This is a genomic window from Chitinophaga sp. ARDCPP14 (genome assembly GCF_051362515.1).
Lineage (GTDB): Bacteria > Bacteroidota > Bacteroidia > Chitinophagales > Chitinophagaceae > Chitinophaga.
On sequence record NZ_JBKIXB010000006.1, the window covers coordinates 157556 to 172412 of the forward strand.

Annotated in this window: 16 protein-coding genes; 12 read left to right on the plus strand and 4 right to left on the minus strand. The window is 47.4% G+C overall.

All coding sequences use genetic code 11. The annotated features are described in order from the left end of the window. Positions 1–31: 31 nt before the first annotated feature. Positions 32–904, plus strand: coding sequence for an NAD(P)-dependent oxidoreductase (locus ACLHR0_RS18005; RefSeq protein ID WP_436488402.1), 873 nt, complete (start codon positions 32–34; stop codon positions 902–904). Between the two features lie 76 nt (positions 905–980). Next, on the plus strand, positions 981–1754 hold the full coding sequence (locus tag ACLHR0_RS18010) for a helix-turn-helix domain-containing protein (protein WP_436488404.1): 774 nt from the start codon (positions 981–983) through the stop codon (positions 1752–1754). A 2-nt stretch (positions 1755–1756) separates the two neighbouring features. Here ACLHR0_RS18010 and ACLHR0_RS18015 read toward each other — a convergent pair whose 3' ends face one another. After that, complete coding sequence (locus ACLHR0_RS18015) at positions 1757–2086, minus strand: winged helix-turn-helix transcriptional regulator (protein WP_436488405.1); 330 nt, start codon at positions 2084–2086, stop codon at positions 1757–1759. A gap of 194 nt (positions 2087–2280) precedes the next feature. Here ACLHR0_RS18015 and ACLHR0_RS18020 point away from each other — a divergent pair, with 194 nt between their 5' ends. From ACLHR0_RS18020 to ACLHR0_RS18040, 5 genes are all read left to right on the plus strand, one after another. Next, positions 2281–3063 (plus strand): SDR family oxidoreductase, encoded by a 783-nt coding sequence (locus ACLHR0_RS18020; protein ID WP_436488407.1) that lies wholly within the window; start codon positions 2281–2283, stop codon positions 3061–3063. A 103-nt stretch (positions 3064–3166) separates the two neighbouring features. Beyond that, positions 3167–3757 (plus strand): TetR/AcrR family transcriptional regulator, encoded by a 591-nt coding sequence (locus tag ACLHR0_RS18025; protein WP_436488409.1) that lies wholly within the window; start codon positions 3167–3169, stop codon positions 3755–3757. A gap of 55 nt (positions 3758–3812) precedes the next feature. Beyond that, on the plus strand, positions 3813–4031 hold the full coding sequence (locus ACLHR0_RS18030; RefSeq protein ID WP_429046221.1) for a hypothetical protein: 219 nt from the start codon (positions 3813–3815) through the stop codon (positions 4029–4031). Positions 4032–4058: 27 nt separating this feature from the next. Then, the gene (locus tag ACLHR0_RS18035; RefSeq protein ID WP_436488410.1) at positions 4059–5327 is read left to right on the plus strand and encodes an MFS transporter; all 1269 of its coding nucleotides are present in this window, start codon (positions 4059–4061) and stop codon (positions 5325–5327) included. Positions 5328–5441: 114 nt separating this feature from the next. Then, positions 5442–6425: a GlxA family transcriptional regulator gene (locus ACLHR0_RS18040; RefSeq protein WP_436488411.1), complete on the plus strand. Its 984-nt coding sequence runs from the start codon at positions 5442–5444 to the stop codon at positions 6423–6425. Between the two features lie 4 nt (positions 6426–6429). On the opposite strand, the gene ACLHR0_RS18045 is transcribed toward ACLHR0_RS18040, so the two are convergent. Next, complete coding sequence (locus tag ACLHR0_RS18045; protein ID WP_436488413.1) at positions 6430–6849, minus strand: response regulator; 420 nt, start codon at positions 6847–6849, stop codon at positions 6430–6432. A gap of 186 nt (positions 6850–7035) precedes the next feature. Between ACLHR0_RS18045 and ACLHR0_RS18050 the strand changes: the two genes are divergently transcribed. Together ACLHR0_RS18050 and ACLHR0_RS18055 are read left to right on the plus strand one after the other, a co-directional pair. Further along, positions 7036–8304 (plus strand): PQQ-dependent sugar dehydrogenase, encoded by a 1269-nt coding sequence (locus ACLHR0_RS18050; protein WP_436488414.1) that lies wholly within the window; start codon positions 7036–7038, stop codon positions 8302–8304. A 22-nt stretch (positions 8305–8326) separates the two neighbouring features. Continuing rightward, positions 8327–8749: a secondary thiamine-phosphate synthase enzyme YjbQ gene (locus tag ACLHR0_RS18055; protein WP_370911612.1), complete on the plus strand. Its 423-nt coding sequence runs from the start codon at positions 8327–8329 to the stop codon at positions 8747–8749. Between the two features lie 3 nt (positions 8750–8752). Here the strand turns inward: ACLHR0_RS18055 and ACLHR0_RS18060 are convergent, their stop codons facing one another. Continuing rightward, a complete protein-coding gene (locus ACLHR0_RS18060; protein WP_429046230.1) occupies positions 8753–9466 on the minus strand; it encodes a 2OG-Fe(II) oxygenase in 714 nt (237 codons plus the stop codon). Between the two features lie 186 nt (positions 9467–9652). Here ACLHR0_RS18060 and ACLHR0_RS18065 point away from each other — a divergent pair, with 186 nt between their 5' ends. Both ACLHR0_RS18065 and ACLHR0_RS18070 read left to right on the plus strand, forming a co-directional pair. Next, positions 9653–10384, plus strand: a complete 732-nt coding sequence (locus ACLHR0_RS18065) for a metallophosphoesterase family protein (protein ID WP_436488416.1) — start codon at positions 9653–9655, stop codon at positions 10382–10384. A 29-nt stretch (positions 10385–10413) separates the two neighbouring features. Continuing rightward, complete coding sequence (locus ACLHR0_RS18070) at positions 10414–11277, plus strand: class I SAM-dependent methyltransferase (RefSeq protein ID WP_436488418.1); 864 nt, start codon at positions 10414–10416, stop codon at positions 11275–11277. Here ACLHR0_RS18070 and ACLHR0_RS18075 read toward each other — a convergent pair. Next, positions 11249–12997, minus strand: coding sequence for an ATP-binding response regulator (locus tag ACLHR0_RS18075; protein ID WP_436488420.1), 1749 nt, complete (start codon positions 12995–12997; stop codon positions 11249–11251). The two genes, ACLHR0_RS18070 and ACLHR0_RS18075, sit on opposite strands and share 29 nt — an antisense overlap. A gap of 210 nt (positions 12998–13207) precedes the next feature. On the opposite strand from ACLHR0_RS18075, the gene ACLHR0_RS18080 reads away from it, so the two are divergent. Further along, positions 13208–14560: a TlpA family protein disulfide reductase gene (locus ACLHR0_RS18080; protein WP_436488422.1), complete on the plus strand. Its 1353-nt coding sequence runs from the start codon at positions 13208–13210 to the stop codon at positions 14558–14560. The last annotated feature ends 297 nt before the right edge of the window (positions 14561–14857 follow it).

Below are 14857 nucleotides of genomic sequence, written 5' to 3' on the forward strand. Positions count from 1 at the left end.
TCAAGACATTTGAGGTCTAAAAAATGAGACGATGACAACAAATAAAAGTGTTGCTGTAATTGGATTAGGCCCTATGGGATTTGTATTGGCGCGCACCCTGCTGGATAATGGTTACCGCGTAACCGTATGGAACCGCAGCACAGAAAAAGCATCGCCGCTGGTAACGGATGGCGCTGTATTGGCAGCAGATCCTGCCGCAGCGGTATTGGCAAGCCCGGTGATCATTACCTGCCTCAATAATTACGAAACCACCCGCAGCATTCTTTCCACGCCGGAAGCAGCAGCGGCGCTGAATGGCCGTCTTCTGCTGGAACTCACTACCGGCACCCCGCAGGATGCAAGAACAGCAGCAACCTGGGCGCAGTCCCTTGGTGCGCACTACCTGGATGGCGCACTGCTGGCCACACCCCGGCAGATAGGAAAACCGGATACGCCTATTTTTTTATCCGGGCAACAGGCCGCTTTTGAAAAAGGAGAAGCCGTGTTAAAAGTACTGGGTGGCAACCTGATGTATATGGGAGCCGCCACCGGCGCCGCCGCTGCGTGGGATCTTGCCATTCTTTCCAGCCTGTTCGGTTTGATCACCGGCTTTCTGCAAGGCGCCAGGATTTTTGAATCAGAAAAGCTGGATGTAAACGCATTAGGCGATATGATCAATAACATAGCACCGGTACTCGGGGAAATGGTGCGGCACGAAGGCGCTGTGATCAGCACCAACAATTTTTCCCAACCGGAAAGCAGCCTCAAAACCTGCGCGGTATCTATGACTTTAATGATGAAACAGGCCGCTGAATCCGGCATTCCCGGCGATGTGCCCGCCTTCATCCTCAACCTTATGAATAAAGGCATCAAGGCCGGTTATGGAGAAGAGCAGGTGGGAGCATTGATAAAAGCCATGCGGTAAGGAGGAGGTTAGTGTTTAGTCCGCCGGACTAAACACTAATTATCCGTATCTTTATAAGCACTCAAATTGTTACCGCATGAACATGGAAAGTTATCTCCCCTCAGCTATTCTCTCTCCATATGTCAGCGCTTATCTGATCATCGAAAGCAAAGACGGCATGGAGAACCGCGTAATGCCGGATACTGCTGTGGTGATGTCTTTCCGGTTTGGTGGTAAAGTAATAACCGGGGAATCCGGTGAGGCAACCGACCTGCCGGCAACAGCGCTGGCAGGTTTGCGCAGAACTTCCCGGTTGTTACACTATGCGCCCGGCACCGGCAATGTGCTGGTGAAGTTTAGAGAAGGTGGCGCCGCGGCCTTTTTCAAAACACCCCTGCATGAATTGTTCGATACCCATGAATCGCTCGATCAACTGGTACAGCGCCATAAAATAAGGGAAGTGGAAGAACGGTTGTACGAGGCAAAAAACAACCTGCAGCGGATCGCGATTGTGGAGCAATTCCTGATGGCGGCACTCAGCAGCCGGCAACCGGATTTACTCATCCGCCATGCCGTACAACAAATTAAAACAGCCGCCGGCGATGTGAAGATCAAATCACTGGCAGCAGACCTGTACATCAGTCAGGATGCATTTGAAAAACGATTCAGGCGAAGCGTAGGAACTACGCCCAAGCAATTCTCCGCCATCGTAAGATTACGGCACCTGCTCGATCACTTTCCGGAAGCCGGCAGCCTCACAGAAGCAGCCTATGATGCCGGCTATTACGACCAGGCGCATTTTATAAAAGACTTCCGGGCTTTCACCGGTCAAACACCACAGGCATTTTTGCAGCAAACCTCCTGGTGGTAATCTTATACGGCCATTGGTTCTGTTTTCTTTTTCATTAATGCCTCAAATTCACCCTGGTAGTCTTCTCCCCATTTATCCATCGCATCCACCACCGGCAATAACGACTCGCCGAAATTGGTGAGATAGTACTCTACTTTCGGCGGCAGCTCATGATAAATAACCCTTTTGATGATGCCATGGAATTCCAGTTCCCGCAACTGCAGATCCAACACCCGCCGGCTGGCGGAAGGCATCGCTCTTTGCAGTTCACTGGGTCTTCTTACCCCTTTGTTGATCAGGTATACCATATAGGATTTCCATTTACCACCTATGATTTCCATGATGATCGCCATCCCGCACGCAAAACTTTTTGGAATCTTTTTTTCATACATAACCGGTCACTTTTCTGATACGGACAAATTTATCCCTAATAGCCGGACTCCAGGCATACGGATAAAATTTTCCGTATAGGAACATAATGTCCGTTATTGTTCTGTTCACCCGATCTGCGTCACTTTGCAGCATTGATCATCAAAATAAAAATAACATGACCAGCACAATGAATAATTACAATGGAAAGACAGCGGTAGTCACCGGCGGTACACATGGTATGGGATTGGCAGTGGTTAAAATGCTGATCGCAGGCGGTGCAGAAGTATTGCTCACCGGGAAAAATCCAAAGAACCTGGAAGCCGCCAAAGAAGAGTTGGGTAACAGCGTACACATCATAGCTTCCGATACATCATCCATGAGCGACATTGAAACCCTGCGCAACACCGTGGCTGCCACCCTGGGGCAAATCGATTTCCTGTTTATAAATGCCGGCTTCTCGTTGCTGGAACCCTTCGACAAAGTAAAGGAGGCCACTTACGATAAAACCTTTGCCATCAATACCAAAGGAGCCTATTTCACCGTACAGCAGCTATCGCCGTTAATAAAAGATTATGGCGCCATTGTATTCACTACGTCCATCGCCAACAACTCCGGCTATGCATGCATGAGCGTGTACGCCGGTGCAAAAGCGGCGCTGGCCTCCTTTGTAAAAGGTTTTGCGGCTGAACTGCTGCCCAGGAGCATCCGCGTAAATGCCGTGAGTCCGGGTTTTATTCATACACCCACAATGGGCGTGTCCGGCGCATCGAAGGAAGAATTGCTGGCCTTCGAAAAAATCGGGGAGGAGGTAACGCCGTTGAAACGCAATGGTAATACGGATGAAGTGGCGAAGGCCGTATTGTTCCTGGCCTTCGATGCTACATTTACTACTGGTGAGGAACTAACCGTGGATGGAGGTCTTTCTAAAAATCTCACCCCACCCGATCTTTCACACTAATTCAAAAGGGTTGACTATAAAATTTATAGTCAGCCTTTCTCAAAATCTCCTGTCTCAAAAAAATATTTTAAAATGAGCAATCGCTCACTTATCTTTGTGCGGCATGAGATACAGAGACGAAAATAAAATACAGGCCATCCGCGAGTCCGCTATTGAGATGGTGGTGAAAGATGGACTCGAGAATTTTGGCATCAACCGGCTGGCAAAAGCAGCGGGTGTATCTCCGGCAACTATTTATATTTATTATAAAGATAAAGAAGACCTGCTGACCAGTATCAGTACAGAAGAAGCACTGAAAATGACGCGGGCTACCCTGAAAGATTTTAACCCGGAAATGGGCTTTGAGGAAGGGCTGTGGATCCAATGGAAAAACAGGGCCGCTTTTTCACTGGATAACCACCAATCTGTCAATTTCTTTGAACAGCTGCGGAATTCTATGTATAAAGAAAAAATGCTGGAAACGATCTCACATGAATTCCATAGCGCAATGGGGAGCTATGTACATAATGCTGTAAAGCGTGGAGAGATCAAAGAAATGCCCCTCGAAGTATACTGGTCTGTTGCTTTTGCGCCCTTATACTCACTGATAAAATTCCATAACGAAGGACGAAGTCTCGATGGCCGCAAGTTTAAGTTTTCAGAGAAGATCATGAAAGAAACATTCGACTGTGTGATAAAAGGAATAATGAAATAGCCTTTTTTTTTATCAAATTAATAAATGAACGCTCGCTCACAAAAACAAATTAGTCATGCAACACGTTCTCATTTTCAAAACAAACATTGCCACTGTGCAAGCCCGCTCCAAAGTAGCGTCGTTACTGGATCAGCAGTCCTTTATTGAAAAATGGACAGTAGACATGGAAGACGTAGATTGCGTGCTGAGAGTAGTAACTGCCGAACCGGTGCCGGATCGCATTATTGCATTAATCAATGCCAGCGAGTACGAATGTGCAGAGCTGGAAGACTAACAAATACATAAGCTCAAAATCTCCCTGATGAAACAAGCATCCACCGCATTTTCGGGTCACCAGAAAATGATAGTAGCCCTGTTGGCACTCACACAATTCACGGTCATCCTCGATTTTATGGTTATGTCGCCACTCGGTGATATGCTTATGAAATCGATGAACATAAAGCCTAACCAGTTCGGACTCATCGTATCGGCCTATGCTTTCAGCGCCGGTATCTCCGGCCTGCTCACCGCCGGCTTTGCCGATCGCTTCGACCGTAAAAAACTGCTGATATTTTTTTATGCGGGCTTTATCCTCGGCACATTATGCTGCGGCCTGGCCAACACGTATTACACGATGGTGGCGGCCCGTATCGTAACCGGTTTATTTGGCGGCGTAATAGGGTCTATTTCCCTGGCAATCGTCACCGATCTTTTTGATATCTCACAACGCGGCCGCGTGATGGGGTTTGTGCAAATGGCATTTGGCGCCAGCCAGGTACTCGGTATCCCTATCGGGTTATACCTCGCCAACGCATGGGGATGGGAAGCGCCCTTTTTCCTCGTGGCCGGTGTAGCCGCTATCGTGATGCTGCTGATCATCTTTCAGCTGCAACCGGTCATTGCACACCTGGCCGTGCAACGCGATAAAAGCGCATTCACGCACCTGTGGCATACCGTGAGAAGCCGCGATTACCGCATCGGTTTTACCGCCACCGCACTCATGTCTGTAGGCGGATTTATGATGATGCCCTTCGGTAGTGCATTTGCCGTGAATAACCTGCACGTTACGCATGAACAGTTACCGTTGTTGTTCATGGTGACCGGTGTTGGTTCCCTGTTCATCATGCCGGTGCTGGGAAAGTTAAGTGATAAAAAAGACAGGTTTACGCTCTTTACCATTGCTTCCATTTATGCACTGGTGATCATCATTATTTATACGCACTTAACACCGCATCCGCTCTGGATCATCATGTGCCTGAACGTACTGATGATGGCAGGTATCATGGGCCGTATGATCCCATTCACCGCCTTAACTACCGGTATCCCCGACCTGTCGGACCGTGGAGCCTTTATGAGCGTAAACTCGTCCCTGCAACAAATTGCCGGCGGAATAGCGGCGGTCATTGCAGGTATGATCGTATCCCAGAAAGATAAATTCAGTCCGCTGGAACACTACGATACACTCGGATGGGTCATTGTAGGCTTAACGCTGCCCTGTATTTACCTGGTACACCGCGTAAGCGTAATTGTAAAAAGAAAACTGGCCAAAGGCGCGGTGGTGAATACCACCAGTGTAGCGGCGGAAGTGTAATATTTTTTTGGGGAGCCGGGCTAACCGGCTCCCCAAAAAAATATTTAGTAAGATAAGGTACGCGCACTGCCTGTTTGGGTTGATTCAGCGAAACTTTTATCTTAGATTTGAATTATGAAACAAATATCCATTCTCGTTCCCAAAGGCGCCGTTGCGCTCAGTAGTATTGAAGGTCCCTTTGTACTGTTTACCAAAGCCAACGACTTCCTCGAAAGCGTTGGAAAGGATCCGTTGTTTAACGTGCAGCTGGTGGGACTCTCCAAAGAAGCACACGAATACGACCGGTTTTTTAAAGTGACACCGGACGTAATGATCACAGAAAAACATAAAGCAGACCTGATCATTATTCCCGCAGTAAACGGGGAGCGTGAAGTGGTCATAGATCAGAATAAGGATTTCTATCCCTGGATTGTACAGCAGCATCAGCATGGATCAGAAGTGGCGAGCCTTTGTGTAGGCGCCTTTTTACTGGCATCCACAGGCTTGCTCAATGGAAAGCGTTGCTCCACGCACTGGCTGGCAGCCAATGAATTCAGGAACATGTTCCCCGATGTGGAACTGGTGTCTGAAAAGATCATTACAGATGAAAAGGGTATTTATTCCAGCGGTGGCGCCAACTCCTTCTGGAACCTGCTGATTTACCTGATAGAAAAGTATACAGACAGGGACATGGCCATTCTTGCGTCCAAGTATTTTGAAATTGAAATAGACCGCACCAACCAGGCGACCTTTACTATTTTTAAAGGTCAGCGTGAACACCAGGATGAATCAGTAAAACAGGCGCAGGAATTTATTGAGCAGAACTGGCAGGAAAAAATCACGGTAGAACAGTTGTCATCCATGTTTGCCGTAGGCCGCAGAAGCCTGGAAAGAAGATTTAAGAAAGCAACCAGCAACACCGTATCAGAATATATTCAACGGGTGAAGGTAGAAGTGGCCAAAAAAAGCTTTGAAAGCAGCCGTAAAAATATCAATGAAATTATGTGGGAAGTGGGTTATTCGGATACAAAGGCGTTTAGAACAATCTTTAAGAAAACAACCGGCTTATCGCCACTCGAGTATAGAAACAAATACAATAAAGGTGCAACTGCTAAGTAACCCTTTATTTTTCCGGGGAGAAGAACTTATGCCATCTGCCTTCCAATACCCGTTTCAGCATGGTGCATAATTCCTGGAAAGTATTGGGCTTGGTCAGGAATAATTTTGCACCCAGCCGCATGGCATCTTCCATATCTTCCTTCATATCAGAAGTACTCAGTATGATGATATTCGTTAACTGATGCTGAAGGATCTTTTTCAGTTCTACCAGGCATTCGCGCCCGTTCATCAGCGGCATGTTGAAATCAAGGAAAATGTAATCAGGAGCCGGAATTTTATTTTCCTGGAACATCGCTATTGCCTGTATTCCACTATCGCATACATGTGTTTCTATGACCGGAGAGATATTGTGAATGGCTTCCTGGAAAAAAATTCTATCATCGGCATCATCATCAATAATCATTATTTGTTGTGGTCTCGTCATGGCTAAAATTTTAAGCATTAAGGTCTTCACGTTCGTTTGGATCTTCGGCGGGAAATATGAAGATAAACAAAAATGCAAAAGCGTTCAAATTTAAGATTTTACCATACATACGGTCGCGCTCCTTTTGTGGCATCCGGTGGCGCAAATATTGTAAGAGAGATGGTATCACCCTAAAAGCACCTTCTCATGAAAAAATATTTGTTGTCACTTTTAATGTTGCCCGCAACTTATCAGCTGTGTGCACAAGACAGTGCCCGCCTGCCGCCACCCCATGCCACAAAATCATATATGAATTATAGCCAGGTAGTTGGCTGGGGTCCTGGTGAAACACCCGTTGCACCAGCGGGTTTTCATGTGTCTTTATATGCGGATGACCTGGTAAATCCACGCTGGATGTATGCGCTCCCAAACGGCGATGTGCTGGTGGCGGAATCAAACAGTAATTTCCCGCTGGTGATTAAAATAGGGGCGGTGTTTGTAGGCGCCCAGAAGTCAAAGAGTATGCGGCACAGTGCAGATCGCATTACCCTGCTGCGGGATGCTAACCACGACGGTATACCGGAGTTCCGCAGCACCTTTCTTTCCAATCTGAATCAGCCCTTTGGCATGCTGCTGATAGGCAACCATTTTTATGTGGCCAATACCAATGCGTTAGTCCGCTATCCTTACAAAACCGGCGATACGGTGATCACCGCGGCGCCGGAGAAAATAACAGACCTGCCTGTCGGCAAAAAAAATCAGCACTGGACGCGAAATATCATTGCTAATAAAGATCAATCCAAAATTTATATCGCTATTGGCTCAGCCACCGATCATGCGGAGAAAGGTATTGAAAATGAACAATCGAGGGCAGCCATCGTGGAAATCAATCCCGATGGTACCGGTCGCCGCATTTACGCCGCAGGTTTAAGAAACCCCGTTGGCATGGACTGGGCCCCCGGTACTTCTACCTTATGGGTGGCTGTTAATGAAAGGGATAAATTAGGCAACGACCTGGTACCCGATTACATGACAGGCGTAAAAGAAGGCGGCTTCTACGGATGGCCCTGGAAGTATTACGGTCAGCATACCGATACACGCGTGAAAGATCCCGCGCCACCGGAAGCAAACAATACCATTATCCCCGATGTACAATTAGGCCCTCATACCGCCTCCCTGGGTCTGGTATTTTACCGGGGAGATGAATTTCCGGAAAGATACCACCAGGGTGCATTCATCGCCCAGCATGGCTCCTGGAACCGCAAGCCTATTTCTGGTTACAAAGTATTGTTTATCCCTTTTGCTAATGGGAAACCCGCCGGTAAACCAACAGATTTTCTCACCGGATTTGTGAAAGATTCCACCACGGCAGATGTAAGAGGCCGGCCGGTAGGACTCCTTGTATTGAAAAACGGCGCAATGCTGGTAACAGACGATAAAACCAACCGCATCTGGAAGGTGGTATACGGACAATAATGAAATGTTTAACTTGCACGGCATGAAAATATTCCAACAGGCATTACAGCTACAGCAAAGAAGAAGGGGATTTCACATTATCACCACGGAAATCGTACAGGCATTTCCGCAACTCTCCGAAATAAAAACGGGAATGCTGCAGGTATTCATCCAGCATACCTCGGCGTCGCTTACGCTGAATGAAAATGCAGATCCCACCGTGCGGAAAGATTTCGAAATGTATTTCAATAAAACCGTCCCTGAAAACGATCCGGAATACCTGCACGATGATGAAGGATCCGACGATATGCCGGCGCACCTGAAAGCCGCGTTGTTAGGCAGTTCTGTTATGATCCCCATCCGCAACGGCCGGCTTGCAGTAGGTACCTGGCAGGGCATATACCTGTGTGAACACCGCAATCACGGTGGTCCGCGGAACCTGCTGCTTACCGCATGGGGAGAATAACAATCAGCTCAACGCATCGTGAAAAATAATACCCAGCGTGTGCCGGTTCCCGTTATGCACCGGGCTTACGCCATGTTTCATGTTCACACGGTAATATCCCTTGCTGCCTTTTACAGGCCGGAAATTAGTGGTAAAAATCAGCATATCCCCCCGCTGCGGCCGCAGCACATTGGCTTTGGATTGCGCCCTGGGGATCTGTTCCGTTAATACAAACTCGCCCCCGGTATAATCCTCTTCCGGCTCATTCAGGAATACTACCAGCTGCATTGGAAAATAAATATCGCCGTACAGGTCCTGGTGCAGGGTGTTAAATCCATCCTGCCCATATTTAAGGATCAGGATGGTGGGTTTCGTTTGTCCGTTAACGTGACAATGCGCTTTTAATGCAGCATGTGTATCGGGATACCGCTGCGCAATGTGCAATACTTCCATCCATTTGTTGGCTACCGGCGCAATAAACGGGTACACTGTTTCCCGGATAGTGGTGACCAGCTCCGGCAGGGGATACTGAAAATATTTATATTCCCCTTTCCCAAAACGGTAACGCTCCATCACAATTGTTTTCCGGTAGGTGTCGTCGGCCTGGTAATCATTGATCAGCGCATCACATTCCGCTTTGCCCAGTACACCTTTCAGTAACGTATAGCCGCGGTCGTTCAATTGGGTGGCTGCCTGTTGCCAGTCGTGCGCCAGCAGCCGCTGTTTAATATCTTTCATCTGGTATTTTTTTTATGGAGATACAAAAATAACTGCCCGGGCCACCACGGAAAACCCGGTTCTTGCGGTGTTGGGGTAATGGTATTATTCAACGGAATAATAGTATTTTCATAGTTTATTATTGCCTGAAATATGCAGTGCATGAATTAAATAGTAACGTTGCAAATATCAAAATGAACAAATGAAATGTTGAAGCTGGCCATCATCAGCGATATTCACGCAAACCTGCCTGCGTTGATATCCGTATTGGAAGACATAGAACAGTTTGGTGCCCACCAGGTATACTGCCTGGGTGATCTCACGGATGCGGCGCCGTGGCACAATGAAGTAATAGACCTGATCCGGCAAAAGAACATCCCGGTAATTATGGGCAATCATGATGAACGCATCGCCTTTGACCACCCTGTATACCCGCTTAGTAAACACACGCCGGAAGAGCAAACAGCCAGGCTACAGGCCATCGACTATACAAAAGATACCATTAGGCCGCAACACGCAGCCTTCCTCGCAGAACTGCCACCCCATATACAGATGGATGTTGCCGGCGTAAAAGTATTACTGGTACATGGCAGCACCCGGAGCAACGATGAGTACCTCTACCAGGATCATGATGAAAATGACCTGTTGGGAATGATGGAAGAATATCATGCAGATATAATGGTGACCGGGCATACGCATCTCTCTTATATACGCCCGCTGAAAGCGGCGGGAAAAATGGTGATCAACACCGGATCAGTAGGCAGGTCGAAAGAAAAAGACCGCCTGGCGGCCTATCTGCAACTAACGGTTACCGGCAGTAAAATTACACCGGCCATCCGGAAGATACCTTACCCGGTGGAAGAAACCATAGCCGGCATCCGGAACAGTCCCATTCCCGATTTTTACGCACATTTTTTAGCAGGTAACGATAACGCTTAGTGCGTATCTTTATCCGTAAATTAACGGGTATGGAAACTGCTCACCGGGATTACAGCACCATCAGTCCTACTGCCAAATCATTGTTGCTGCTGAAAGGCGTTACCGCTATTCCTTACGCAAAGGAAGCTGCACAACTCATGCTGGCGCCGCTGCCCTATCAAATGAATACGGATAGTAAGGATCTTTCATTCTGGCTAAGAGTGGTGCATTTCGAAGACCGTTACTGGAGTATCAATCAATTACTGGATGAATTGCCGGTGAAAAATGTCCTTGAATTATCTTCCGGGTTTTCTTTCCGTGGACTGGAAACTGTGAAACAACCGGGGTATCACTATATTGATACGGACCTGCCGGAAGTAATAGCACTAAAGAAGAAATTTGTTGCGGCGTTGGAGAAACAACCACCGGCCGGTGTGCTGGAAGTATTACCGTTAAACGCATTGGATGAAGCGCAGTTTATGGAAACAGTGAACCGTTTCCCGGAGGGTCCGCTGGTAATAGTGAACGAAGGATTGCTGATGTACCTTGATGATACTGAAAAGGAAAAACTATGTAATATTATCCGCCGCGTGTTGCAACAACGTGGAGGATACTGGATCACCGCAGATATTTATGTGAAGCGGGATGCCGCCACCAACGAAATAAAACGGGATGAACAGTGGAAAGCATTTTATGCCCAGCATCAGATTCATGAAAAAATGTTCGACAGCTTTGAAGCCGCTGAAATATTTTTCCGGAAGATGGGATTCGAAATAGAGAAGGTGGCTGCCCGTGATCATGCGCGCCTTACCGGGCTGCCACACGTGATGGAAAACGCTACAGAAGAGCAGCTGCATAAAATGAGGGCGGCGGGAAGGATCAGGGCTACCTGGCGACTGAAACCGGTGGAGTAGCATCTGCCATTACTACCAGGTCTTTCAATATCGTATACAGTTGTTCAATATTTACCGGTTTACTCAAGAATCCATCTGCGCCGGAAGCAATTATTTCTTCCTTTACTTCACTGTAGGCATTGCCGGATACCAGTATGAAAGGGATCTGCCGCAACTGGCGGTCGGCCCTGAACTGCGACAACATTTCCACACCGCTGATATGCGGCATGATCATGTCCATTAGTATAGCATCCGGTTGATGCAGCCGGGCTTTGGCAAGGCCCTGCGGACCGGAGTCGGCCACTATTACTTCTATGCCCATGCGTTTGAGCGCCAGTGAAAATGCGAGGTGGTTCAGGTGGTCATCGTCTACCACCAACACTTTTAAGCCTTTTAAAATAGAATAGTCCATCATTTGATGGATAGCAGCAGGTGGAGTGGTAATTTCCACCGGCATGCGCAGGGTGAAAATGCTGCCCCCGCCATCAGGATTATCTGTTACCGTAAGATCACCTCCCATCATGCGGGCCATATGCCGGGCAATGGGTAGTCCCAGCCCGCTGGATTCTGTATGCTGCCCTGGTTCAGTCACATACGGATCAAAAATGTGCTCCTTCCGGTCGGCGCTAATGCCCACCCCCTGATCAGTTACGGAAACTACCAGCTGGTTGTTTTTCATGCCGGCCCTTACTGTAATGATTGACCGGAAAGTAGTGAACTTGATAGCGTTGCTGAGAAGGTTTACAATAATGGTGCGAAGCTTCGACTTATCTGCCAGGATATACTCCGGCAGGTTGTCGTTCAGTGAAATATTGATATGCACGGATCTTCTTTTGGCCAGGTATTCATACGTATCACATAAGTGCTGCACCCAGTCGCTGAAGTGAAACGGTGATTTGCTGATCTCATCTTTTCCTTCCTCAATTTTCGACCATCCCAGTGCATTGCTCATTACCAGCTGCATATCCTGGCAGGCAAAATGTACGGCTTCCAGGTGGGCAATGCCTACCTGTACCGTCCTTTTCCCCTGGTCGGCCGTTTCAATATAATTTTGCAGGATGCTGTTTACCACATTCAATGGCGACCGGATTTCGTGGGTGGTTTCACGCACGTAGATGCGCATGGCCTGATTGGCTTTGTCCAGCTGGTTTACCAACGATTTCAGCTGTTTATTCTGGAACCTGCTTTCCTTGGCAAAATAATACAGGGCGGTGCCGTTCAGAAAAGTAGCAGAAATGATCACCAGCCAGTGTAAGTATAATTCGGTGTCCTTATTAAGCGGAAGCGAAGCAATCACGGGGTACCTGAAATTAAGCAGTACCAGTATCATTACCACTGCACTGGCAACAAGAGCTATTATCTGGGACCAGGGCTTTTCGAATACCAGGAATACACAAAAAGCAAGGAAGGGGGCAAACAGGTAAATCTGGGAAGCAGGTCCCAGCAACACGCCAAAAAACCAGATGGAAACACTGTGTAACAAGAACATCAACTGTTTCCCGTAAACCGGTTTGCTGTAACGGGTAATCAGCAGCGTGGAAAGAAAAAGGGCGCTTTCCAGCAGGGCAGGGTAAAAAATAATGCCGTAGCCCGTCATATAATATAACAGGCATCCAAGCGTAAATGCCAGCAGGCTGGCGCTTACCGCCAGGGAATTGACAATCTTTATAATCCGTTCCTTTGCTTCATTTTCCTCCGCATTGCGGCCATTTATCCTGGTCAGGGTAAGGTTGTTTTTCATAAAATCCAGGTTTTCATGTTAAGGGGTTGCAGGTCTTTCTTTTCCCAATGCATTCAAGGTAGAAGAATGCAGATTATCAAGTGTAAATTCTTTGTTAACAACATATATTTTTTGGTAGCGGTTTAAAGTTACCGTGTGAAGATTTGAACAATTAACGCACATTTTTTTGTCAGTTATAAACACTACTTTCATATTGAAATTATCATGTACATGAGTATACGTTTGTTTTACCTGGTCATCTGGCTGTTTATCATACCGGTGGCGGGCAAAGGCGCTATCATCATTGAAGGGCAGCTGTCCGGAAATCCGCACAGCCTCATTACCCTGTATGGCTATGCCGATTATATCAGTAAGGCGCCCGTGGAAATACTGAAGGTACATACAAATGGTGCCGGAAATTTCCGGGTAACCGTATCGGATTCCTGCGGACCATTGGTAAAACTGCTCGTGGAAAACAGGTCACTGTCCTTTTTCACGCTGCCGGGCGGCGCCTATATTATTCAGGATACGATGGGCCAACTCACCGTAACCGATGCTGCCGGCACTCCCGTGAACCAACTCCTGCATAGCATGGAACAAGAGCTCCTGAAAAACTGGTATCCCTTATTTGTAGATACCACCGGCCGTTTCCGGCTAACCCTACCGGCAGATACTGTTTTTCAACGCTTCCACGAAATAGTATCAAAATATACGAACGATACCACATCAACAGCTTACCCGCTGCTGCGCTATGATGCGGCGATCTATTACCTGGCATTTGTGCAACAGCTGCGGGATACCACAGGCTTGATGGATCATTTTGAGAATGATTATTTCAATAACGCGCCCATTCAGGAAAAAAATCCCTTTTATACGAAGCTGTTGGAAGATGATTTGTTTGTAAGAATGATGTTTTTTGCCCAACAACGATATAAAGGAAGTGCAGGTAACCTCATCGACAAGGTAACCCACGAAGCCGCTTATTTTAAATCGCCACAGCTGCAGCAACTGGCGCTGGCAGCAGGGTGTAACCAGGCCTACCGGGTCAATCGTGAGCCGGGGCAGAAAGATGAACTGTCCCGCCGCATCCGCGCCACCATCCTGGATAGCCTTACCCATCCAGGGATCAGGACGATGATTGCCCACGTCATTACAGAAAATACCCGCGCCCGCGTCGGGAATAAATTTCCGCTGCTGACACTGAAAAATGGAAAAAATGAAACCGTAAATTTTGCAGATATAAAATCTGATCTTATCCTGGTCGACTTCTGGGCCACCTGGTGCTGGGGCTGCGTGGAAGGAATGAAAAACTTTCCCTCCTGGATCAGTCAGTGCAACGGCCAGCTAACCATCGTTTCCATTTCCGTTGACGATAACCTCCAGCAAATGAAAGCATTCCTGGATAAACGCGAAAAGCTCCCCGGCGTATTATCGCTGTACAACGGCCGTACCGGTGGCTATCTTGATAAATTGCAGATCAGCGGCTACCCCACCTATATTCTTCTTAATAAAAACCGCGAAATAATTGCCATGCCAGGCTACACCTCTGCGGTGGCTGAGCAGCTAAAAAGCATCATGAAATAAAAATCAAAAAAAATCGAATCAAAAAAATCAGCATCATCAGTGTAATCCTGAGAAAGACAACCTCCCCCGCAATCCGGAAAAATAAATCTCCCGAAAAATTCCCGATATCGAAAATCCTTTGAAAGATATACACCTACTTTTACAGCAGATTTAAATACCTATAAGTACGCTGTATGCTGAATACCTGGATACCATGCTGCAGGATTCGCTACGGAATAACCTTGCCTTATGTCGTTTCAATAAAGCTGTTTAAAATGTGATGGCGGAAGAATTACGGCACCAAAGCAGCATATTGAT

Coding starts and splice junctions, on each gene's coding strand:
- ACLHR0_RS18005 (WP_436488402.1), top strand. CDS start 32: ATGACAACAAATAAAAGTGTTGCTGTAATTGGATTAGGCCCTATGGGA.
- ACLHR0_RS18010 (WP_436488404.1), top strand. CDS start 981: ATGAACATGGAAAGTTATCTCCCCTCAGCTATTCTCTCTCCATATGTC.
- ACLHR0_RS18015 (WP_436488405.1), bottom strand. CDS start 2,086: ATGGCGATCATCATGGAAATCATAGGTGGTAAATGGAAATCCTATATG.
- ACLHR0_RS18020 (WP_436488407.1), top strand. CDS start 2,281: ATGACCAGCACAATGAATAATTACAATGGAAAGACAGCGGTAGTCACC.
- ACLHR0_RS18025 (WP_436488409.1), top strand. CDS start 3,167: ATGAGATACAGAGACGAAAATAAAATACAGGCCATCCGCGAGTCCGCT.
- ACLHR0_RS18030 (WP_429046221.1), top strand. CDS start 3,813: ATGCAACACGTTCTCATTTTCAAAACAAACATTGCCACTGTGCAAGCC.
- ACLHR0_RS18035 (WP_436488410.1), top strand. CDS start 4,059: ATGAAACAAGCATCCACCGCATTTTCGGGTCACCAGAAAATGATAGTA.
- ACLHR0_RS18040 (WP_436488411.1), top strand. CDS start 5,442: ATGAAACAAATATCCATTCTCGTTCCCAAAGGCGCCGTTGCGCTCAGT.
- ACLHR0_RS18045 (WP_436488413.1), bottom strand. CDS start 6,849: ATGACGAGACCACAACAAATAATGATTATTGATGATGATGCCGATGAT.
- ACLHR0_RS18050 (WP_436488414.1), top strand. CDS start 7,036: ATGAAAAAATATTTGTTGTCACTTTTAATGTTGCCCGCAACTTATCAG.
- ACLHR0_RS18055 (WP_370911612.1), top strand. CDS start 8,327: ATGAAAATATTCCAACAGGCATTACAGCTACAGCAAAGAAGAAGGGGA.
- ACLHR0_RS18060 (WP_429046230.1), bottom strand. CDS start 9,466: ATGAAAGATATTAAACAGCGGCTGCTGGCGCACGACTGGCAACAGGCA.
- ACLHR0_RS18065 (WP_436488416.1), top strand. CDS start 9,653: ATGTTGAAGCTGGCCATCATCAGCGATATTCACGCAAACCTGCCTGCG.
- ACLHR0_RS18070 (WP_436488418.1), top strand. CDS start 10,414: ATGGAAACTGCTCACCGGGATTACAGCACCATCAGTCCTACTGCCAAA.
- ACLHR0_RS18075 (WP_436488420.1), bottom strand. CDS start 12,997: ATGAAAAACAACCTTACCCTGACCAGGATAAATGGCCGCAATGCGGAG.
- ACLHR0_RS18080 (WP_436488422.1), top strand. CDS start 13,208: ATGAGTATACGTTTGTTTTACCTGGTCATCTGGCTGTTTATCATACCG.